General features: G+C 67.9%; 16 protein-coding genes. 6 read left to right on the forward strand and 10 right to left on the reverse strand.

What is annotated here, in order from left to right:
* Positions 1 to 51 precede the first annotated feature (51 nt).
* Positions 52 to 3,606, reverse strand: coding sequence for a bifunctional RecB family nuclease/DEAD/DEAH box helicase (locus ON062_RS05935; protein ID WP_274646200.1), 3,555 nt, complete (start codon positions 3,604 to 3,606; stop codon positions 52 to 54).
* Between the two features lie 86 nt (positions 3,607 to 3,692).
* Here ON062_RS05935 and ON062_RS05940 point away from each other — a divergent pair, with 86 nt between their 5' ends.
* The gene (locus tag ON062_RS05940) at positions 3,693 to 5,765 is read left to right on the forward strand and encodes an NAD(+) synthase (protein ID WP_274646201.1); all 2,073 of its coding nucleotides are present in this window, start codon (positions 3,693 to 3,695) and stop codon (positions 5,763 to 5,765) included.
* Between the two features lie 11 nt (positions 5,766 to 5,776).
* Here the strand turns inward: ON062_RS05940 and ON062_RS05945 are convergent, their stop codons facing one another.
* Positions 5,777 to 6,355, reverse strand: coding sequence for a hypothetical protein (locus ON062_RS05945; RefSeq protein WP_274646202.1), 579 nt, complete (start codon positions 6,353 to 6,355; stop codon positions 5,777 to 5,779).
* Positions 6,356 to 6,462: 107 nt separating this feature from the next.
* Between ON062_RS05945 and ON062_RS05950 the strand changes: the two genes are divergently transcribed.
* Positions 6,463 to 7,929, forward strand: a complete 1,467-nt coding sequence (locus ON062_RS05950; RefSeq protein WP_274646203.1) for an NAD(P)/FAD-dependent oxidoreductase — start codon at positions 6,463 to 6,465, stop codon at positions 7,927 to 7,929.
* A 26-nt stretch (positions 7,930 to 7,955) separates the two neighbouring features.
* Here ON062_RS05950 and ON062_RS05955 read toward each other — a convergent pair whose 3' ends face one another.
* From ON062_RS05955 to ON062_RS05985, 7 genes are all read right to left on the reverse strand, one after another.
* Positions 7,956 to 8,138 carry a hypothetical protein gene (locus ON062_RS05955; protein WP_274646204.1) on the reverse strand — a complete coding sequence of 61 codons (183 nt, stop codon included), beginning with the start codon at positions 8,136 to 8,138 and terminating at the stop codon, positions 7,956 to 7,958.
* A 48-nt stretch (positions 8,139 to 8,186) separates the two neighbouring features.
* The gene (locus tag ON062_RS05960; protein ID WP_274646205.1) at positions 8,187 to 9,029 is read right to left on the reverse strand and encodes an SGNH/GDSL hydrolase family protein; all 843 of its coding nucleotides are present in this window, start codon (positions 9,027 to 9,029) and stop codon (positions 8,187 to 8,189) included.
* A gap of 184 nt (positions 9,030 to 9,213) precedes the next feature.
* Positions 9,214 to 12,243, reverse strand: coding sequence for an AAA family ATPase (locus ON062_RS05965; RefSeq protein ID WP_274646206.1), 3,030 nt, complete (start codon positions 12,241 to 12,243; stop codon positions 9,214 to 9,216).
* The gene (locus tag ON062_RS05970) at positions 12,240 to 13,394 is read right to left on the reverse strand and encodes an exonuclease SbcCD subunit D (protein ID WP_274646207.1); all 1,155 of its coding nucleotides are present in this window, start codon (positions 13,392 to 13,394) and stop codon (positions 12,240 to 12,242) included. Before ON062_RS05970 ends, ON062_RS05965 begins: the two co-directional genes overlap by 4 nt.
* 127 nt (positions 13,395 to 13,521) lie before the next feature.
* Entirely contained in the window at positions 13,522 to 13,830 is a 309-nt protein-coding gene (locus ON062_RS05975; protein ID WP_274646208.1) for a hypothetical protein, read from the reverse strand.
* Positions 13,831 to 13,911: 81 nt separating this feature from the next.
* Positions 13,912 to 14,205, reverse strand: a complete 294-nt coding sequence (locus ON062_RS05980) for a GNAT family N-acetyltransferase (RefSeq protein WP_274646209.1) — start codon at positions 14,203 to 14,205, stop codon at positions 13,912 to 13,914.
* Positions 14,206 to 14,226: 21 nt separating this feature from the next.
* On the reverse strand, positions 14,227 to 15,681 hold the full coding sequence (locus ON062_RS05985; RefSeq protein ID WP_274646210.1) for a GH1 family beta-glucosidase: 1,455 nt from the start codon (positions 15,679 to 15,681) through the stop codon (positions 14,227 to 14,229).
* Between the two features lie 440 nt (positions 15,682 to 16,121).
* Here ON062_RS05985 and ON062_RS05990 point away from each other — a divergent pair, with 440 nt between their 5' ends.
* Both ON062_RS05990 and ON062_RS05995 read left to right on the forward strand, forming a co-directional pair.
* Positions 16,122 to 16,904 (forward strand): winged helix-turn-helix domain-containing protein, encoded by a 783-nt coding sequence (locus ON062_RS05990; RefSeq protein ID WP_274646211.1) that lies wholly within the window; start codon positions 16,122 to 16,124, stop codon positions 16,902 to 16,904.
* A 326-nt stretch (positions 16,905 to 17,230) separates the two neighbouring features.
* Positions 17,231 to 18,172 carry a DNA-3-methyladenine glycosylase gene (locus tag ON062_RS05995; RefSeq protein WP_274646287.1) on the forward strand — a complete coding sequence of 314 codons (942 nt, stop codon included), beginning with the start codon at positions 17,231 to 17,233 and terminating at the stop codon, positions 18,170 to 18,172.
* A 519-nt stretch (positions 18,173 to 18,691) separates the two neighbouring features.
* Here the strand turns inward: ON062_RS05995 and ON062_RS06000 are convergent.
* Entirely contained in the window at positions 18,692 to 19,600 is a 909-nt protein-coding gene (locus ON062_RS06000) for an aldo/keto reductase (protein WP_274646212.1), read from the reverse strand.
* Positions 19,601 to 19,710: 110 nt separating this feature from the next.
* On the opposite strand from ON062_RS06000, the gene ON062_RS06005 reads away from it, so the two are divergent.
* Both ON062_RS06005 and ON062_RS06010 read left to right on the forward strand, forming a co-directional pair.
* Complete coding sequence (locus ON062_RS06005) at positions 19,711 to 19,938, forward strand: hypothetical protein (RefSeq protein WP_274646213.1); 228 nt, start codon at positions 19,711 to 19,713, stop codon at positions 19,936 to 19,938.
* Between the two features lie 148 nt (positions 19,939 to 20,086).
* The gene (locus ON062_RS06010; protein ID WP_274646214.1) at positions 20,087 to 21,118 is read left to right on the forward strand and encodes an ABC transporter substrate-binding protein; all 1,032 of its coding nucleotides are present in this window, start codon (positions 20,087 to 20,089) and stop codon (positions 21,116 to 21,118) included.
* The last annotated feature ends 2 nt before the right edge of the window (positions 21,119 to 21,120 follow it).

The raw sequence follows: 21,120 nt of genomic DNA on the forward strand, positions 1-21,120 counted from the left end.
ACGGTTTCGGCGCGTGATCCCAGCGGCGCGTGGCGCGAGTCTACGCCGCCCTCAGATACGACCGACGAGTCTCGCGAACCCGCTGAGTCGCGCCATGCCTTCGGCGGTGTACGGGAGGTCATCGAGCAGCGCCGGCGAATACACGACGTACGCGGTGTGCTCGGCGCGCGAGATCGCCACGTTCAGGCGGTTGCGCAGCAGCAGGAAGTCAAGGCCGCGCGGCGCATCGCGCCCCGAAGACGCCGCGAGCGACAGAATCGCGACCGCCGCCTCTTGGCCTTGGAACTTGTCGACGGTGCCGACGCGCACGTCGCCGAAGCCTTCGGCCCGTAGCGCGTCTTCGACGATCACCTGCTGTGCGTTGTAGGGCGTCACGACGATCACGTCGCGTGCCGTCAGTGCACGCGGAGGGCACACCGTCACCTCGTCTGCCGCCGACACATCGACATCTGTCCATGCACGGCCGACGACGTCGCGCACGAGGGAGACCACGGCGGCGGCTTCTTCGGGCGATGACGTCGTGTTGCCGCGGTGGCGTACCGGAACAGGCACGAGCCCCGCAGGCACCCCGTCGATTGCACGGTGAGAGGTCGAGGAGTGCGCGGCGAGCTGGCCGCGATAGGACAACTGAGAGATCGGCGCGGCCACTGCCGGGTGCATGCGCCGGGTGCGCGCAAGAAAGTAGCCGTACTCCGGCGGGATGACGTCGGCCCCGTCCATCACCCAGCCCAGCGCGGACGTGTCGACGGGCTCGGGGTGGGTGCCCTGACTGACCTGGGGCAACTGCTGCGGATCGCCGAGGAGCAGCATCCGGGAGGCCGCCAGCGACACAGCGATAGTCGAGGCGAGCGAGAACTGCCCGGCTTCGTCGATGACGAGCAGGTCGAGGCTGCCGCGCGGGACGCGCGTGGTGTGGGCGAAGTCCCATGCCGTGCCCCCGAGGACGTACCCCGATTCGGCGTGCTCGGCGGTGAACTGATGCACGGCGTTCTTCCGCAGGACCGTGAAGGCGAGGCCTTCGGCATGCGGATCTTTCGGCGCCTTACCGACCTGGGAAGCATCAAGACCCGCGTCAATGATGCGACCGAGCATGTGCTCGACGACCGCATGCGACTGCGCGACGACGCCGACTTTGAAGCCGTGCTCGCGCACCAGCCGCGCGATGACGTGCGAGCCGACGTAGGTCTTCCCGGTACCGGGCGGGCCCTGCACAGCGAGATAGCTGCGATCCAGGTCGCGGATCGCGCGCATGATCGCCTCGACGTCGTCGCCCTGAGAAGCAGGGAGCGCCCCGGCGTGCATACGGGGTGCTCGGCGAGCGAGAAGATCGCTCGCGGGGTCTGCCGGCAAATCGGGAGCGGCATCGATCACGGCGTCGGCCCACGCGTCGATCGCCACCTGCTGATTGAGTGCGCGAGGTGGCGCCGCGGGCGTCAATGCCACGGGGAGCACGTCCCACGTCTGGCCGTCGACGGCGCTCTCCTCGACGATCGCGCCGTCGTCGAGAGCCTCGATCACGGTCAGCCGATGATCCGCGTGGATCCAACGCGACGATGCCGTGAACGGGAACGGTGCCGGAAGCTCGTAGAGGCCGAACGGATTCCCTCCTTCGCTCAGCCGCGTCCCGGGTGCGAGATCACCTCGGAGTTCGATGACGCGACGTTCGGTACGCGCACCCTCGGGTCGGTGCCAGTCCTCGAGAACCCGCGATCGGCCGGCGTCGACCACGACGACATCGCGCGTTTCTTCCCACATCGACACCGGCTCGCGCAAGCGCAGGTAGTGCAGGGCCCAGAAGCTCTTCGCCTCGCGCGGATAGTAGTCGATGGCGGCCGCCGCGAGCCGCAGAGACTGGGCTTCACGCGATTCGCGATCGTGTTCACGGGAGAGCGCGTCGAGGCTGACCGATCGCGTGGACGGCGTGTAGGACGTCTCGGCGGGTTCATCGTTGCGGGCCGGCGTCAGATTGCTCTCGCGGGCGCGATCGACCAGCCAGTTGCGCAGACGCCGGGTCGACACGCAGTCGTAGCGGTTGTAGTCGGCCAAATCGTCGAGGATTGCTCGGGCACCGCCCACATCGCCGTCGTCCTGCAGTGCGCGCGCCTCGACATAGCGCACGATCGAGTCATCGCCTTTTTGCACGTCACTGGTGCGCACTTCTTCGCCCATGTAGAGCGGTTCGAGCTTCTTTATCGAGTACGAGCGGGAGCCCACGCGCAGCGCACGACGCACGATCGGATACAGATCGACGAAGATGCCGTCGGCGAGCAGACGGTCGACATCGGCTTCGCGCACGCCGTATCGCGCCGCCATGGCGAGCAGGTGGGTGGGCTCGTACGGCGCGTAGTGGTAGATATGCATGTCGGGGTGGGCCGCGCGACGCACCGCGACCATGTCGAGAAAGTCCTCGAGCGCTCGCTTCTCGTCGGCGAATGAGTGCGCCCACAGCGCCGAGTACTGATCGGCATCGTCGGTCCAGCCGAACAGATAATCGATGCCCCACAGCGTCGGGTCGCCCGCATCGCGTGGCGGCTCTGAGTACAGCGGGTCGCCTTCGAAATCGAAGTACAGGTCGCCGCGACTGGGCCGCGGTAGCGACGCCAGCGCCGTCGGTGCCACGACCTCGTACGTCGGTACGGGCGGGGTCGCCTCCCCCGCGCCAGCGCCGCCGTCGTCGCCAGGTGCCGCCGCAGGCTCGACACCACCGGCCGGGCTCTGAAGTTGCAGCCGCGCTTGCGTGCGCAGCATCCCGAACGTGTCAGCGCTCATTGCCTTCGGCGGCGAGGGCGCGGTCGCGAGATCATCGATCGTCGTGATTCCCGCTGCGCGGAGCCGCGCACGCTGGACGGGTCGCATTCCCGCGACGAGTAGGAGGTCTCGGGATGCCACGACCTCGGCGTCGCAGGTCGCGCAGCGTCCACAGGCGAAGACATCGAGCTCACCGCGAGGATCACCCCACGCGAGCGGCGCACCCGCCACACCGTCGTCGAGCGCGCGGTCGGCGACGAGCGCCGCCAACCGGTCGCGCCGCAACACGAACACCGGGAAGATGTCGTCGAGGTCGTGTTCGCTCACGCTCCCATCGCCGAGCAACAACTGCACACGGGGCGACCGCGGAACGTTCAGCCGATCAAGCTGGTCAACGTATGCCGCGAGCTGCATTAAGGCGGTCACACGGGCGTGCCGCGCCAGCTTGGTGTCTTGCACGAGCCAGCGACCGGCGTCATCGCGCACGAGAAAGTCCGCGAACCCCACGAAGTCGGGGGTGGAGAACGCCGCTTGATAGATGACCTTGGCATCCGACGAGAGAGCGCGATTGGTCAGGTCGACCGCTTCGGCAAGGGCAACGGCATCCGACGATCGCACTTCGGGAATCTCGACGACGCCGTCACCGAATCGCCGCACGTAGTCGTCGAGCACGCGACGCTCGTGCACCGTTCCCAGCCGACCGGCCCGCTCGAGTGTGAGGTCCTCGGGTTCTTCGACAGCATCGACGCGACCCAGACGCGCGTCGATCGCGCGCACCCAGGCGAACTCGCACTCAGCGGCGGCCTTGAGATCACTGGCACTCCAAATGATCCGTCGTTCGTCCTCGATGTAGCGCATGTCTCCCCTTCCCCGATGACCCTAGCCGGGGGCGCCGACATCGCAGGCGCGTGCGGTGCGCGGCATGCACCTGCCAGACTGGACGCGTGAGCACAGCCCTCCCGTTCGCCAGCGCCTACCGGCACGGCTTCGCGCGCGTCGCGGCCTGCACGATTCCGGTAGCCGTCGCCGACCCGGCAGCGAACGCCGATGCCATCCTTGACGCCGCCCGCGAATGCCACGACGACGCGGTCGCCATTGCGGTGTTCCCCGAACTGTGCCTCACCGGTTACGCGATCGACGATCTCGTGATGCAAGACGCCCTCCTCGACGCAGTGGTCACGCAGATCGAGCGCCTGGTCGAAGCATCCGCAGATCTTCTGCCCGTACTCGTGGTGGGCGCGCCCCTGCGTCACCGCAACCGTCTCTACAACTGCGCGGTCGTGATTCACCGCGGCGCCATCTTGGGTGTTGCGCCGAAGTCGTATCTGCCCACGTATCGCGAATTCTATGAGCGGCGTTGGTACGCGCCGGGCGAAGAGTGGTCAGGTGAGGCGATTCGCATCGGCGAGCACGAGTGCGTGATCGGCACGAATCTGCTGTTCGATGTGCGCGATGTTGCCGGACTCACTTTTCACGCCGAAGTGTGCGAAGACATGTGGGTGCCGGTGCCGCCGTCGTCGAAGGCCGCTCTCGCCGGTGCCACCGTTCTCCTCAACCTCAGCGGCAGTCCGATTACGATCGCGCGCGCCGACGACCGCACCACGCTCGTGAAGTCGCAGTCGCTTCGGTGCCTGGCTGCCTACGCATATGCGGCGGCCGGCGCGGGCGAATCCACAAACGACGTCTCGTGGGACGGCCAGACCATGATCTACGAGGCCGGGGCCCTGCTGGCCGAGACCGAGCGATTCCCTGACGGCCCGCGCCGCGCGGTCGCCGATATCGACCTCGACCGGATCCGCCAAGACCGAATCCGCCAGGGAACCTTCGACGACAACCGTTCTGCCCTCCCGCAGAACGACTTCCTCACGATCGAGACGTTCCTCGAGCCGCCAGCGACCGATATCGGCCTTCGCCGCCCGACCGACCGCTTCCCGTTCGTGCCCGATGACCCCACGCGACTGGAGCAGGACTGCTACGAGGCGTTCAACATCCAGGTGTCAGGGCTCGTGCAGCGGTTGCAAGCGATCGGCGGGCCACGGCCCGTGATCGGCGTCAGCGGCGGGCTCGATTCCACGCACGCGCTCCTCGTGATCGCCCGCGCGATGGACCGGCTCGACCGGCCGCGCAGCGACATCCTCGCCTACACGATGCCGGGCTTCGCGACCAGCGAGCACACGCGCTCGAATGCCGTCGCGTTGGCCGAGGCCATCGGAGCGAGCATCGAAACGATCGACATCCGACCGGCCGCGACCGAGATCCTCACCGGAATCGGGCACGCGTTCGCCGACGGCGAGCCCGTCTACGATGTCACCTTCGAGAACGTGCAGGCCGGCATCCGTACCGACTTCCTGTTCCGCCTCGCCAACCAGCACGGTGGCATCGTGGTCGGTACATCGGATATGTCTGAGCTCGCCCTGGGCTGGGCGACGTACGGCGTCGGCGACCACATGAGCCACTACGCGGTCAACACCGGCGTGCCGAAGACGCTGATTCAGCACGTCATGCGCTGGGTGATCGCCCACGAGGGTGACGGCTCGACCGATCTCTCCCCCGAGGCGAAGGTCGTGCTGCAATCGGTGCTCGACACCGAGATTTCGCCCGAGCTGGTGCCCGCCGATCAAGACGGCAACATCCAGTCCACTCAAGACCGCATCGGCCCGTATGCGCTCCACGACTTCACGCTCGCGTGCATCCTGCGCCACGGCTTCCGCCCGACCAAGATCGCCTTCCTCGCGCAGCACGCGTGGAGTGATGCGGATGCCGGGGCTTGGCCGCCCGGCTACCCCGCCGACGACCGGGTGGCATACGACCTCGAAGAGATCGTCCGCTGGCTACGCGTGTTCTTGCAGCGCTACTTCGGTTTCGCGCAGTTCAAGCGCTCGGCGATTCCGAACGGGCCGAAGGTGTCGCCGATTGGGTCCCTGTCACCGCGCGGGGACTGGCGGGCGCCATCGGATGGCAATGCTCGCGCGTGGCTGGCCGAGCTCGACGCGGCATTCCCGCCCGACGCGGCGTAGCCGTTGGTGGACTACTCGACCAGTTCGGTGTGCGCGAGGGTGATGATCCATCCGTCGCGCGAGAGGTCGACGATCTTGTAGACGACGTGACGATCAGGGATCCATCCCTTGGCCTGCGCAGGGCCGAGGCGAACGTGGTCCGCAGCGATTCGAGAACCGCGGCCATCCGCGTCGCGCACCGCCTGCACACGGGTCCAGTGCCTGAGCAGTTGTGGAAGTTCGGCTTCATCGAAAAAGTGCGAGTGCTTCTTCATCTGGTGCAGCGTCGGGTCATCAGGGTGAGCATCGCGCAGATCGATACCGACGGTGATCGCCGGGTCGAATACCGCCACCACGGTTGCCGCCCGGAAGCTCGCGTTGCGGATAGACAGCGGCACTTCCTCACCGTCCACCTCTGCCACCAATTGCGTATGGAATCCGAACTGGTTAGGAAGCTCTCGTTCGACGCGCACATGCCGTTCTTCGACACCGAGCTTGGCGGAGAGGATCTCCTTGACGAGCGTGCGTTTGCGATCGTGTTCACTCATCTTCGGGTCCCAGCCCAGTCGGGCCGTGATTCCGGCAGGGGCGTCGAGAAGCACGGACTGCATGTTCCACCTCACGTTCCGCGGCGCTCGCCGCTCTCTCATCTTGTCGGAGGTGGGGCGCCCATGAAAGAGCACCACGCCCGAAGTGTGACCACCTGGGAAGATGAGGCATGGGCAGACGCGCGACGATCGTCGGCAGCGGCCCGAACGGGTTGGCCGCTGCCGTCTCCCTTGCGCGTGCGGGGTACGAGACCACGGTGCTCGAAGCCGCAGAGACGCCGGGCGGCGGCATCCGTACCCTCGAAGCACCCGAAGGCTGGCAGTACGACGTGTGCTCGGCCGTGCACCCGGCAGCGCTCACCTCGCCCTTCTTCACGGCGTTCGGCCTGCGAGAGAAGGTCGACTGGATCGTGCCCGAGATCTCGTATGCGCACCCGCTGGACGGCGGTCGTGCGGCGCTCGCCTGGCGCGACCTGGATCGCACGGCGGAGGATCTCGGATCGGATGCCGCGGCCTGGCGCGCTCTGCTTCGCCCCCTCAGCACTCATCTTCACGAACTGGTCGACCTCACCGGCTCGCACCTGTTGAGGGTGCCCCGCTATCCCGTGATAGCCGCCCGATTCGCCGCGCGCGTCGCGCAGTCGAGCACCCGGGCCGGTCACGGCACCCTGCGCACGGTCGAGGCGCGCGCACTGCTCTCGGGGGTACTCGCCCACGCGATCGCGCGGCAGCCGTCGTTCGGTGCGGCGGCCTCGGGCTTGTTGCTCGCGGCGCACGCGCACTCCGACATGGGATGGGCGTATCCGCGTGGTGGCGCGGGGCGCATCGCCGACGCGCTGATCGCCGACCTCGACGCACACGGCGGGCACGTGCAGACCGCCTCGCCGGTGCGCTCGCTCGAACATCTCGATTGGGGCGACCCCGGCGCAGGAGACGTCCTGATCCTCGACACGACGCCGCGCCTGCTCTTGACACATCCCGATCTGCCGACCGCCTACGCCCGTGCGGTGAGGCGTTATCGCTACGGCGGCGGCGCGGCTAAGGTCGACTTTCTGCTCGACGGGCCCGTTCCGTGGGCGAACGCAGATGTGGCCCGATCCCCCACCGTGCACGTGGGCGGGACGCGCGCGGAAGTCGAGGCCAGCGAAAACGCCGTCGCGCGCGGCCAGTTGAGCGAGCGCCCCTTCGCGCTCGTCGTTCAGCCTTCGGTGTTCGATGCGACGCGCGCAACGGACGGCCACCATGTGGTGTGGGCGTACATCCACGTGCCGTCAGGATCGACGACGGATGCCACGGCCCTCATCACCGCTCAACTCGAGCGCTTCGCGCCGGGCTTCTCGAGGGGGGTCATCGCGTCACGATCGATGACGGCCGCCGAACGCGCGGAGTTCAACCCGGCCGACATCGGCGGAGACATTCTGGGCGGGCAGTTCACTCTGGCTCAGGCGATCAGGCGCCCCGTGGTCGCACGGGTCCCCTGGCGTACGCCCCTGCCCGGCGTGTATCTGGGATCAGCGGCCAGCCCACCCGGCCCGGGGGTGACGGGGCTGCCGGGATGGTACGCAGCCCGTCAGGCACTTCGTGACGGGCTGGTGGGCGCGGCATCCCTCTCGGATCTCTTCGGGGAACGCGACTGAGGCCCCTCACCGTCGCGCAGTGGTGATCAGCTGGCGTTGCGGTCGCGGAAGAAGTAGCGCAGCGCGAAGAAGACCAGGGCCGCGACCACGAGGACGACGAGCGCCTTGAAGAAGAAGGCCAGCACCGAGAACAGCACGTTCACGAGGAACCAGGCGATCACGATCGCCACGATCACGCCGACGATGGTCCAGATGGTGTTCTTGGTCATCGCACCAGCCTAACCGGGCGCCGCGCCCCGCCAGATCTCAGCCCCGGGTCACGAAGCCCACTGCGTGGTCGCCCAAGTCACCGCTGACAGGCTCGCCTGGCCCGAGACCGAGGGGTGGAAGTAGTCCCTCGTGCTGATGTCGGACTTGCTGAACTCGTAGTTCGCCACCGCTCCCCCGTCGTAGCGGCACTTCGCCGTCTGCGCGCAGAGCTCCGCGAGCGTCGCGTTGTACTCATTCACGCGGGCCTGCACCGCCGCGCGTCGGTCGACATCCGCTTGCTTCGTACTCGTGGGGTTGGCGAGCATCGACGGGCAGAAACGCAACGTCGCCCAGGCGAGACGAGCTTTCACGGTTCCCTTGTTCAGCTCGTACAGGCGCTGCAAGCTCGGGATGCTGGCCACGAAAATCTCAGCGTCGGATGCTGCAAGGGCGTCCAGCGCGGCTTTGACATTGTCTCGGTAGGTCGTCGTCGCAGTCATCGCACTCACCGACGACGCGCACGCGTCGTTCGCGCCGATCTGTACCGTCACGTATTGCGCGCCTTGGCGTACAGCCCTCTGCGCTTGTGCGGCAAGGTCTGCAGAATCCGCTCCGGAGACGCTGTTGTTATAGGAACGCAAGGAGGTCGCGCCAGCGCTCTTCATCCGCGAGGCATGGGATGCCACGCTGCTCGCTGTACCGGTAGACCAACTGTTGGACATGCAGAGCACGAGGTTGCTGCAACTCATCGCCGCCTGCGATATCGAGTCGCCGATGGCAGCCATCTTGGTGATGGATGCTGGCGACGGTGCCGCCGTCGCCGCCGATGCTGTGGCGAGGGTTCCCGTGACGAGGAGCGTCGCCGCCGCGGTGGCGGCGAGGGCCCGGCGGGCCTTGGTGGTAAAGCGCATGATCGGACTCCAGGGTTGAGAGCGGGACTGGCAGAGCACGGCGTGCGGTCGCGCTCGATTCGGGTCGATTGATCAATTCATCGATGATTCGCGCAGACCCACTCGTCGTCGAGTAGATCTGCCCGAAGAGTACTCTCGTGCGTCGCGACTGACAACGGGAAGTTCGCGACTCCGCGAACGTCGGTCAGGGGTGCGATACCGCCGCCTGTGCGATCGTGCTCGCGCCCTGCGCGGAGGCACGCACCTCGACGCGCGCGGGAATACGTTCCTTCATCGCCGCCACGTGGCTGATGATCCCCACCGTTCGGCCTCCCTGACGCAGCTCGTCGAGCGTACTCATCGCCATCTCGAGCGTCTCAGCGTCGAGGGAGCCGAAACCTTCGTCGATGAACAACGTGTCGAGAGTGACGCCTCCGGCGCGTGCGGTCACCACTTCGGCAAGACCCAGCGCCAGCGCGAGGGATGCGAGAAAGGTTTCCCCTCCGGAGAGCGATTGCGGGGATCGCGCTTTGCCGGTGTGCGCGTCGACGACTTCGAGTCCGAGACCCGAGGCACGGTTGCGGGCGGCGAGTGCATCAGTGTGGCGCAAGCGGTATCGCCCACTCGACATCTCCTCGAGTCGGCGGGCGGCGGCGATCACAATCTGTTCGAGCTCGGCGGCGAGCACGAACGTCTCAAGGTCCATCTTCTTCACGTTGCGCCCCGCGACGGCGTCGGCGAGCCCCACAATCACACGATGTTCGGCCGCCGCGGCGGCTGTGCGTTCGTGCGCGCTCGTGGCGCGAGCGTGCACGTCAGCCAGCCGTGTGGCCACGCTTCGGGCCGTCGTCGCGGTCGCCGCCGCCGCCGCATGCGCGCCGTCTGCCACCGCGGCCGCTTCGCGCGAGGCGTCGATGTCGACCAGGTCTTCCGGCGCGCCAGCCAGGTCGATCTCGAGTTGGCGCAGCGTCTCTCGGCGCCCGGCCAGGTCGGCGTCGTACTCACGCACACGCGCGTCGAAAGCATCACGCTGCGACGCAGTGCGCAGGGCCGTACGGGCCGCACCGGCATCGCTGAACGTCGACTCCTTGAGGCGTGCGACAAGGTCAGCCTCTGCCACCGCAAGGGCCTCGCGTGCAACCGCGAGATCGCTACGAGCATCGCGGAGCGCGCGAGCACGTTCGCGGTGTGCCGAGACGTCGGCCACGCGCTCTGAGACCGTGGCGAACTCGCCCCGGGCGGCGACGACCGCCGCGCGGGCCGCATCGGCACGGGCGCTGAGCGCGGCGCGCTCCTCCTTGGCGGCTGCGGCTACAGCCGTGGCATCGGCGATCTGCCTCTCGGACTCATCGATCCGCTGACGCGCCGCCTCCTGTTCCTGGCGGATCGCCTGCGCGCGCACGACCGCCTCCCCCGCCGCATCCCGTGCAGCACGCGCGGTTGCGAGCAAATCGTCGAGTTCTTCGCCCCCCATGTCGTTGGCGCGTGCTCGCGCGTCGGCGAGCTTGCTGTGCAGGTCACGTGCTGCCTTCTCGGCGGCCGTTGCGGCGCTCCCGGCCGCGTCGGCGGCCCGCTGGGCGCGATCAACATCGTCATCGGTGACGGCTTCGTCATCCGTTCGCGTCGCAGGGTGGGGGTGTTCGTGCGACCCGCACACGGCGCACGGCTCGCCCTCGACGAGATCCGCGGCCAGGTCCGCGGCGGCACCCGTGAGGCGCCGCCGCAACAGCGTCCCGACCGCTGCGACCGCCAAAGCGTGCGCAGCAACGGCGTCTGCGTGACGCTGATCGGCCGTCAGTGATTCACCCGTGAGGTCGCGCACGCGGGCGGCGGCATCGCGCTGCGCGCTCAGCGATTGCACACGCTCAGCCAGCACATCAGCCTGCGCCGCGCGCTCCTGCACCTCCGCGTAGTCGCGTTCGAGCTCGGGCACCTTCTGTCGCGCTTCGTCGCGCCGGCTCACCGCGGCGTCGATCTGCGACTGGGCACGCGAGACACGAGCATCCACTTCACTCATGTCCGCGTCGAGGGTGTGAAGCGCGTGCTCGTGCTCGAGTGCCTCTTCCCAAATGCGAATGTCTCCCGTAAGCGCGTCGATCACCTCTGCCAGCTCCGACACCTCACTGTGCGCGTCGCCTCCCGCGTTCTGCCACTCGCGCTCGCGCTGTTCCACACGAGTTGTTCGCACCTCGCAGGCGGCCGATGCGGTTTCCGCGGCGTCGAGGGGCGCGCGCAGCGACTCGGCCGCGAGTGCCTCTGCAAGCTCGACGCGTACGAGTGCCACTTCTCCCGCAGACTCTTCGAGAACCGCCAGCGCTTCGCGCGCACGCACGCGCTTGAGCTGTGCTTCTCTCACCGCGACTTGCTCCGCGTGAGCACCTTGCGCGGCAACGCGCACTTCATCAGCCCGTTCTCGCGCGAAGTCGGCGGCGTCGGCGGCGTAGCGGGCGCGCAGGATGGAGCGTTCCAGCGCGATCAGGCGGTGCGCCGGGTCACGATCGGCGGGCGGCGCGTCACTGCCCTGCGAGTCGTCTTCGCTCGCTTCCGCAGCACCGAGCGCGTTCTCGGCGACAACGCGCTCGGCTTCGGTCAGAAGAAAATCCAGTTCGTCCCCACGCTTGTCCGCCGAGCGCTGCGAGTCACGACGCCGCTGTTCGAGCGCTGCCTCGTAGTCGACGTAAGTCCGCGAGCCGAACAGATTGCGCAACAACGCCTGCCGCTCGTCGTTACCCGCGAGGAGGAAGTCGGCGAACTTGTTCTGCGCCAGCAGGATCACCTGCAGAAACTGCGCGCCGGTGAGGCCCACGATCTCCTCGGCGATGAGCGTGCCGGCCTCTTTCGCGTGGGTGGTCAAACCGCGCCAGCCCTCGCCGTCGCGGACCGACACTTCGACCCGCGCCTTCTCGGGCGTCATGCCCTCGCCGCGCGCCTTCGGCCGGTCGTACTCGGGAGAACGCACCACGCGGTAGCGCTGGCCATGCGCAGAAAACTCGAGCACGACCTGGGTCGGTTCGTCGGGGGCGCAGTGGTCGCTGCGGAGGCGCTTCCCCGCCCCCTCGTAGCGCGGCACCATGCCGTACAGCGCGAAGCACACCCCGTCGAGAATGCTGGACTTGCCCGCGCCCGTGCGCCCCGAGATCAAGAAGATGCCATCGTCGTCGAACGCGTCGAAGTCGACGACCTGCCGGTGCCGGAACGGACCGAATCCCTCGAGTTCGAGTCGGTGCAGCTTCATACGAGAGCGTCCGAGGCCTCGCGCTCGCGCACCACCTCGCGAAGAATCTCGCGTTCTGCGTCACTGGCGCCGACACCGTTTCGCACGTGGGTGAGGAAGGCATCGATCACCTCGAGGTCACTGCGGGTCGCCCGCAACCTCGACGCGTAGGACGTCTCACCATCGTCGTGAATCACGTCGGGCGCGTGCACGACCTTGGCACAGTGCGCGAAGCGCGTCTGCAGTCGCCGCATCGGATCACTCTGCGGCGCGACGTCGGTGTAGCGCGCGAACACCCACGCATCCGTCGCGTCCTCGAATCGGGCGGGGTCGAGAAGTTCATCCAGCGTTCCGGTCAGCGTGACGAGGCGTCGCGGGATCGGCAGATCGAAGGACTCGATGGATGCCACGCCCGTGGCATCCATGTCGATGATCCATCCGCCGCGGGGCTTGCTTCCCTCACCGAAGCTGTAGTGAAGCGGCGCCCCCGCGTAGCGGACGTGTTCGCTCAGCCGCTGACGCCCGTGGATGTGGCCGAGGGCGGCATAATCCACGTCGTCGAAGACAGCAAGCGGAACGACATCGAGTCCCCCCTGTTGAATATCGCACTCGAGGTGCGGGGTCGGGTCGACACCCGCTGCGAAGCAATGCGCGATCGCGACCGTTCGCCCGCCACGAGCGCGCGCGTCATCGCGCACCAGCGACATGGCGTGAGTGAGCGCATCGCGCTGCGTGCGCACCGGCACCCCGTCCCACAGGTGACGCACCAGAGCGGGCTCGAGGTACGGGATTCCGTAGAAGTGGACGGGGCCGGATTCGTCGTCGATCGTCACCGGCGTCCCGATCGATGCCGGGTCGGTGACGACCGTGATCCCGTCGCTCAGCAGGCGCGACTGGAACCCGAGACGCGCTGCCGAATCGTGATTTCCGCTCGTGAGAATCACTCGCGCACCGGCGTCGCGGATCGCGACGAGCGTGTCGGTGAGGAGTGTGTAGCAGTCGGCCGCGGGCATCGCCGAGTCAAAGACGTCGCCAGCGACGATGACCACGTCGACCTCGCGCGCAGACACTTCTGCCACGAGGGACATGAGCACGCCACGCAACGCATCGAGCGTGGAGTGCCCGTGAAACGTGCGGCCGATGTGCCAGTCCGAGGTGTGCAGAATTCGCATGTCTCAAACGTACGGAGCACCTCCGACATCGCCGCCGAGGCACTCCGTGGACCAACAACGCGATCCTGCGACGCGCCGCGCTGTTGCTGCTCGGCTATCTCATCACCGCGCGAAGCGGCGTGCGGTGCTATTCGGCGGCGCCGGCCACCTGCCGCGCGTACTCGTCGATCTGAGCATCGGTGGCGCTCACTCCGGTCTCTTCGAGACGCTGCACGAGCACCTCCCGCACACGCTCGAACGATTCCCCGCCGACGTCGGCCCGTGTCTGCTCGACAACGCCGAGCAACTTCTCCTCATTGCTCGCGTTGTTCTGGTCCATCGCCGGAAGGCTCTGCTCTCCGTGCTCACCAAGGGCGCCTTCACGCTGGGCTTCGCCCGCGCTCAGCGTCTCTCGTCCCAGGTCCTGGCCGAGGTGGTCTTTCTCATCTGCGCCCATGATCGGCATCCTTTCGTCTGCCCCCACTGTGGTCGCAGTGAAGGCGCGTCGAAAAGGGCCTTGACTTCGGCGCGCGATCGGCTATGCGCGCGTGTGCAGGATGCCGCGGCGGGCGGGATGCGCTTCGAACCAGTCGGCGACATACCAACACACCGGAACCACCGTCCGGTCGCCCTGTTGCTCGAGCGCATCAACGGCGCGCTCAACCACTTCCCCCGCGTAGCCGTGCCCACGAAACGTCGGCACCGTGTACGCGCGCGTCATGGCGACCGATTTCCCATCGTCGCGATAGTCCAGCACGCTCACCAGATCGTCGCCGCGGTGGAGCGTGTAGCGGGAGGCATCGGACTCGTGGGTGAAGCGCAGGTCAGTCACGATGTCAGGTTACGTCTGCCCTCACTCGGGCAACACACCGGTCGTGGCGAGTCGGGAATACCAGCGGCCGCTGTCTTTCACTGCGCGCTCGAGGGTGTCGAAGTCAACCCGCACGATGCCGAAACGCTTGGCGTAGCCGTACCCCCACTCGAAGTTGTCCAGCAGCGACCAGACGAAGTAGCCCCGCAGATCGACACCGCGCGAGAGCGCACGGTGGGCGGCCGTGAAGTGGCGCCGCAGGTAGTCGATGCGGTCGGCGTCGGGGACGCTGCCATCCGCGGCGACCACGTCATCGAACGCCGCGCCGTTCTCGGTCACCATGAGCGGCTGATGCGGGAACTGCTCGTGCAACGACATCAAAAGGTTTTCGAGACCATCCGGCGCGATGTTCCATCCCATCGCGGTGAACGGGCCGGGTTGCTCAACGAACTCGACGAGTTCATGCGAGCCCGGCCACGCCGTTCCGTCGGATGCCCCCTTGTGCCCGTCGTTCTGCTGCCTCGGCGATGTGCCATCCCACAGGCGCACGGTCGCCGTCGAGTAATAGTTGACGCCGAGAACGTCGATGGGCTGGCACACGGCATCCAGATCACCGTCCTTCACGAACTCCCAGTCGGTCACCGCCGCCGTGTCGGCGATCACATCAGCGGGGTACTCGCCGCGAAGCATCGGGTGGGTGAACACCCGGTTCGCGAGGCCGTCGATGCGCCGGATGGCGTCGTCGTTGCCCGGCCCGTCAGTGCGCAGCACGTGGAAGTTGAGAGTCACCGAATACTCCGGGTCGCCCGCCGATGTCGCGCGTAGCGCCTGAAGTCCACGACCGTGCGCGAGATTCAGGTGATGCACGGCGGCCAGCGCCGCCGCGGGCTCGTGCCGCCCGGGGGCATGCCCGCCTTGCCCGTACCCGAGGTACGCCGAGCACCAGGGCTCGTTGAGCGTCGTCCACGTGTGCACTCGATCGCCGAGCGCGCGCCCCATGATCGCCGCATACTCTTCGAACGCATCCGCGGTGCCCCGGGCTGGCCAGCCACCGGCATCCTCCAATGCTTGCGGCAAGTCCCAGTGATAGAGAGTGGCCACAGGCCGGATGCCGCGCTCGAGCAGTCCATCAACGAGACGCGAGTAGAAATCGACGCCGGGCTGGTTCACCGCCCCCGTTCCGGTCGGCTGGATGCGCGGCCATGCGATGGAGAAGCGGTACGCGCCGAGCCCGAGTTCCTTCATCAGATCGAGGTCGGCGCCCTGCCGGTGATAGTGGTCGCAGGCGACGTCACCGGTGTCACCGTTCCACACCTTCCCCGGCGTCTTGCTGAACGTGTCCCAGATCGACGGCCCGCGCCCGTCTTCGTCGAACGCGCCCTCGACCTGATAGCTCGCCGTCGCCGACCCGAAGACGAATCCGCGCGGGAAGATCAGTCCGTGATCGCGATAGTCGGCCGCGCCGCCGTGCGTGTGCAGTTCAGTCACGGTGTTCATCGTGCCAGCCCGTGGGAGCGCTCTCAAGCCTTCTAGCCAGTCTGGCGTCGTCGTAATATTGCGGCGACGCGTCGAACTTCGTGCTAGGCGCGATTTGACGCATTGCGACGCACTCCGTCATAATCGGCCACATGACTGACAACGCACGCTCACTGTCCGCCTGGGAGGCGAACGGAGCTGCCGGCATGATGATGGCTGGCCGCGTTGTCACGTGTTGTCGAATGTGCCACTAGCACGGTGACCCCGCCGGACTCGAACGCCGCCCGCCAGGGCGTGCTGTCAACGGGTCCCCGAAGAGCCGGACACGCGTGTCGATCACACGCTCCCGCCTGCTTCGTTCCCCGCCCGCATCCGGGCACCGCCCCATCGCCGGGCAACAACACTCGAATCTCCGCCAGGTGTCGCACCGCCGAGATTCCCCTCTCTTTAGGACCATCATCATGTCGAACACCGCTCTCCTCGAACGCCCCACCCGCCACTTGCGCGCCGTGACCTCTCCTGTTCCCACCGTGGCGCCGTCCGCGCCCGCCGGGCCTGCCACTTCTGGTGCCGCTTCGGCGCCCACGGCTTCCGGCGTTCCTGCCGCTCCCGCTGGCGAGGCCCGCGCGCTCCCGGCAGGAACCGCCCCGCGCGGCTTCGCACTGTACGTCGGCATTGACGAGGCGAAGGCCGCGGCATCCGGAGTCTCCTTGGGCACGCTCGTCGATGCCCTCCGCCGCACACTCGGAGAGCTCGCCCCGAACGCCGAAACCTACGCCACCGTCGCGCTCGCGCCCGTCGGCGCGGGCGGCCGCGACGTCGACGTCGTTCGTCTCGCGCTGCACGAGCCCTCGGCCGTCGCACGCACGAAGCCTGAAACACCCGTCGAAGAAGAGCCGACGCCCGGCGGCGTCGTGGTCGACATCTCACGCAAGCGGGTGCTGATCGACGGCGAGTCGGCCGCGTTCACCTTCAAGGAGTTCGAACTTCTGCAGTACCTGGTCTTGCGCGAGGGCAGCACCATCGAGCGGGCCGAACTCGTGACCTCACTCTGGCAGGGCGCGACCGAAGAGGAAGCACCCGGCGAGCGGACGATCGACGTCCACGTGCGACGTCTGCGCGCCAAGCTCGGACGCTACGAAGACATCGTGCGCACGGTGCGTGGCGTGGGCTACCGGTTCGACCGGCACGCTGACGTCGTGATCCGCTACGGCCACGGGACCCCGTCGCCCGACCGCTTCTAGCCGGCGCCTGGTGGTATTGCCCGCCTCGGTGCGTGCGATGCGCCCGCCCCGTAGCATCCATTCCTGAAACACACCGCGCGCGATCAGCCACAGCGGCAGGCAGCGTGTCTCAGCGCGCGATGCATGTCTCGCGCGGGGGAGGTCCGGCGTATCGTCGTGACATGACCTTCGTCGCGCCGGACCGCCGCACGTCACGCGTGCGCCCTGGCGCACCGAACGGTCCCGAGGGCCGGCACACTCACGCCCCCGGCGAGCACGCCGCCGCACCGAGCACGCGCGCCCACCCACCCGAGCACGCCGTCGGCGAGCACGCGGTCGCGCCGTCAATGCGCGACTCTCGCCCCACTCACGCTCGGCCGATCGAAACGGAGTATCGGCCGCGGCATCCACTTGATCTGCGACGCACACTCCTATTTCTGCGACGCGGGGCGAACGACCCGACGATGACGGTCTCGGGTGCTGTGATCTGGCGCGCCAGCCGCACGCCCGCTGGCGTCGCGACGTTGGCGATCCGCGAGACACACCCCGGAGTGATCCGCGGCGCGGCATGGGGTCCGGGAGCCGAGTGGGCGCTCGACCAGCTGCCTGCGCTGTGCGGTGCAGACGACTCACCGGCGGACTTCGACGCCTCGCGGCATCCGCTCATTGCCGATGCACATCACCGCAATCCCGGGTTGCGCCTCGCTCGCACCGGGCTCGTGTTCGATGCCCTCGCGTGCGCGATCTTCGAGCAGAAGATCACCGGCATGCAGGCGTTTTCCGCGTGGCGCAGCATCGTCACCTGGTGCGGCGAGCGGGCGCCCGGCCCGACGCCGCGCCCCATGTTCGCTCCGCCCACGATCGACGGCTGGCGCCATGTGCCTTCGTGGATGTGGCATCGGGCTGGACTCGAGCCGCCGCAGTCAAAGACGGTGGTGCGCACCGCGCGTCGCGGCGATGCGATCGTGCGGGCCGTGCTCGAAGCCGAGGACGGCGAGGCGGTGGATCGGGTGCTCGTGAGTCAGCCGGGGATCGGACCATGGACGTCGGCCGAGACGCGTATCCGCGCGCTCGGCGACTGCGACGCCGTAAGCGTCGGCGACTATCATCTGGCGCACGAAGTCGGCTACGCGCTGGCCGGCGCGCGCACCGATGATGACGGGATGCTGCAGCTTCTCGCCGCGTGGGCAGGGCAGCGCCAGCGGGTGGTGCGGCTCATCGCCGCGAGCGGAGTTCGTGAGCCACGGCGCGCCCCGCGCCTGCACCCCGAAGGTCACCGCGACCGCTGAGCCTGCGGTCGCCCTGATCGCCGCGCGGGTGAGCGACGCGTGGCTCCGTCCACCCGCGCAACCCGCGGCGCCCGCGCCGCCCGCGCCGCCCGCGCGGCCCGCGTGGCGCATCGCGCGCGCCCGCCCTCCCGAGTCCGCTCATCTGGCGCATCGCGCGGACTCATATGGCGCAACACGCCGGTGCCAACGCCGGAACACCGCAAAGTGCGACCAACGAACGGCCGGGTGGCCCTGAGGCGACCAACACCGAAGCGCTATGACATCCCAGACGCGCGCCACTTCATGTGGCGCATCGCGCGCGCCCGCCCTCCCGAGTCCGCTCGTCTGGCGCATCGCGCGGACTCATATGGCGCAACACGCCGGTGCCACCGCCGAAACGCCGCAAAGTGTGACCAACGAACGGGCCGGGTGGCACGGGCGGCCCAGCGCGCGGCGCGTGCGGCACGGCACGGGCGGCACGGCACGGGCGGCCCGACGCGAGGCGCCGGAGGGCGGCGCGCAGCAGGCGCACGCCGCGGGTCAGGCCGCCGAGTCGTCGATGGGCGATGGCGCGGGGCCCAGCGCGTCGAGCGCCGCCCACACCTCATCGGGCACCACCGCGCGAGCGAGTTCGTCGAGCTGCGCCAGGCGCCCGGGCCGGGCGACGCCGACGACCGTCGAGTCGACATTCGGGTTGCGCAGCGAGAAGTGCAGCGCCACGGCCGGCAGCGTCGTCCCATACTCGTCACACACCGCGCTCGCGCGCCGCACCCAGTCCTGCAGCTCGGGCGCCGGTGCGCCGTAGTGGTACTGCGCGTCCGCGCCCTTCGCCAACAGTCCCGACCCGAAGGGTGCCGCATTGAAGACGGTCATCCCCCGCTCCTTCGCTTCGGCGAACATCTTCTCCGCCGAACGGTCGACCAGCGTGTAGCGGTTGTGACAGAGCACAGCGTCAAATACCTCAGTTCGCAGATACCGCTCGATGGGCGGTACCGGCCCGTACGCGATGCCGATCGCATCCACACGCCCGGATTCACGCAACTCGATCATCCCCTCAAGCGCGCCGCCCGCCCCGACGGTCTCTTCGAACGAGACGGTGAACGGGTCGTGAAAGTGCAGCAGCGGCACCCGATCGACACCGAGCTTCGCGATGCTCTCGTCGAACGAACGCAGCACGCGTTCGCGATCAAACGCTCCCGTACGCGGATCGCGGTCGACCTTGGTGATCACGCGCGCGGTCGCGTCCTCGCCGACCTGACGGATGGCCTTCCCGATCACCGCCTCAGACCGACCACCGGCGTAATTGTTCGATGTATCAAGGAACATATGAGCGCTGCCAAACAGGGCAACCGCAACGCTCACGGCCTCGGCCTCTTCCGCGGATCCGACGACGGTGTCTCGTCCCAGGCCAGAGGTGCCGAGGGTGAGCGGGCTGACATTGAGCGTCATAGTGCGGATTCCGTTTCGTGTGCGTCGTTGCGTTTCAGGCCTCTTTCACTCTACGGATGCCGCGGCCAACGTACCGATCGGCCCGTACCGCTCGCCCGTAAGCTGACCGCATGGCATCGACACGCAAGAGCGGCTGGCAGCGCGGACACTCTGGCTGGGCCTTCGGCACCGCCCTCATGTTCACCCTGGGCATTATTTTTGGGATGATCTGGGGTAATGTGTGGCTGGGAGTCTTCATCGCGGCCGCACTGTCAATCGGGTGGCTGATCGCATACGAGTCCTGGCGCGGAAAGAACGTCGGCCTCGAAAACCGCGACGACGACGGCGCGCAAATCTGACGGCGCGCGCACGGGGCCCGCGCATCGCCGCAGCGCGGGCCTGAAGCCGTGTCGGTTCCGCGCAACGTCGTTCGGCGTGGGACGAACCGGCGCGGCGGAGGAGCATAGCAAAAACGCGCGAGCAGCGAATTAGGTTAGCCTTACCTTCATGCACACCAGATTCCGCTTCGCAGTCCCTGTTGCCGCCCTCGGCGTCGCCACGCTCGCCCTCGCCGGCTGCTCGAGCTCGACCGACACCGACGCAGGCGCTACTCCCGACACCGCCGAGGTCGTTGTCGTCGAAAACGCCAAGCCCACCCTCGTGCTCGTCGAAGAAGAGGGCGAGAGCTATTACCAGGAAGACACCGAGACCGCGCGCGGCGCCGTCGAGGTCGTCGCGAACCCCGAGGCCGTCGTCACCTTCGACATCGCCACGCTCGACACGCTCGACGCGATCGGCGCCGGCGACGCCGTCGTCGGCATCCCCGACATCGCACTCCCCGACTACCTCTCGGAGTACGCGGACCTTCCCAAGGTCGGCACGCTGTTCGAGCCCGACTTCGAGGCCGTTGCCGAGCTCGAGCCCGACCTCATCGTCGTCGCCGCGCGCAGCACTGGCCAGTACGACGAGCTGTCTGAGATCGCCACCACGATCGACCTGACCGGCACGTTCGGCGGCACGTTCGACCCCAGCGCGGGCCTCGAGCGTGCCGCGCAGCTCGGTGAGATCTTCGGCGCAGAAGAAGAAGTTGCGGCCCTGACCGCCGACATCGAAGAGCTCACCTCGACCATCCAGTCCGAGGCAGACGGCACCGCGCTCGTCCTATCGGTCTCGGGTGGCGAGTACGGCGCCTTTGGTGAAGGCTCGCGCTTCGGCTACTTCTACGACGAGCTCGGATGGACTCCGGCTGTCGTGGCATCCGAGCTCCCCGGCGCCGAGGGCTCGTCGCACGGTGACACAGTGACCAACGAGTTCATCCTCACCGCGAACCCCGACTGGATCTTCGCGTTCGACCGTGGGGCTGCCGTGGGTGAGGGTTCGTCGGCAGAAGAGACGCTCGACAACGAGCTGGTCGCCGAGACCACGGCCGCGCAGGAGGGCCAGATCGTCTACCTGCCCGCCAGCGAGCTGTACATCGTGATCAACGGTCTGACCGCGATCGAGAACGTCCTCGAGACGATCCACGACGCCGCGAGCTGACA

It is taken from the genome of Microbacterium sp. C7(2022), assembly GCF_028823665.1.
GTDB lineage: Bacteria > Actinomycetota > Actinomycetes > Actinomycetales > Microbacteriaceae > Microbacterium.

Bases quoted from the DNA above. Each gene is read 5' to 3' on its own strand.
- ON062_RS05950 (WP_274646203.1), top strand. From the start codon at position 6,463: ATGGGCAGACGCGCGACGATCGTCGGCAGCGGCCCGAACGGGTTGGCC.
- ON062_RS05995 (WP_274646287.1), top strand. From the start codon at position 17,231: ATGCGCGACTCTCGCCCCACTCACGCTCGGCCGATCGAAACGGAGTAT.
- ON062_RS05955 (WP_274646204.1), bottom strand. From the start codon at position 8,138: ATGACCAAGAACACCATCTGGACCATCGTCGGCGTGATCGTGGCGATC.
- ON062_RS05960 (WP_274646205.1), bottom strand. From the start codon at position 9,029: ATGCGCTTTACCACCAAGGCCCGCCGGGCCCTCGCCGCCACCGCGGCG.
- ON062_RS06005 (WP_274646213.1), top strand. From the start codon at position 19,711: ATGGCATCGACACGCAAGAGCGGCTGGCAGCGCGGACACTCTGGCTGG.
- ON062_RS05985 (WP_274646210.1), bottom strand. From the start codon at position 15,681: ATGAACACCGTGACTGAACTGCACACGCACGGCGGCGCGGCCGACTAT.
- ON062_RS05935 (WP_274646200.1), bottom strand. From the start codon at position 3,606: ATGCGCTACATCGAGGACGAACGACGGATCATTTGGAGTGCCAGTGAT.
- ON062_RS05965 (WP_274646206.1), bottom strand. From the start codon at position 12,243: ATGAAGCTGCACCGACTCGAACTCGAGGGATTCGGTCCGTTCCGGCAC.
- ON062_RS05975 (WP_274646208.1), bottom strand. From the start codon at position 13,830: ATGGGCGCAGATGAGAAAGACCACCTCGGCCAGGACCTGGGACGAGAG.
- ON062_RS05945 (WP_274646202.1), bottom strand. From the start codon at position 6,355: ATGCAGTCCGTGCTTCTCGACGCCCCTGCCGGAATCACGGCCCGACTG.
- ON062_RS05970 (WP_274646207.1), bottom strand. From the start codon at position 13,394: ATGCGAATTCTGCACACCTCGGACTGGCACATCGGCCGCACGTTTCAC.
- ON062_RS06010 (WP_274646214.1), top strand. From the start codon at position 20,087: ATGCACACCAGATTCCGCTTCGCAGTCCCTGTTGCCGCCCTCGGCGTC.
- ON062_RS05990 (WP_274646211.1), top strand. From the start codon at position 16,122: ATGTCGAACACCGCTCTCCTCGAACGCCCCACCCGCCACTTGCGCGCC.
- ON062_RS06000 (WP_274646212.1), bottom strand. From the start codon at position 19,600: ATGACGCTCAATGTCAGCCCGCTCACCCTCGGCACCTCTGGCCTGGGA.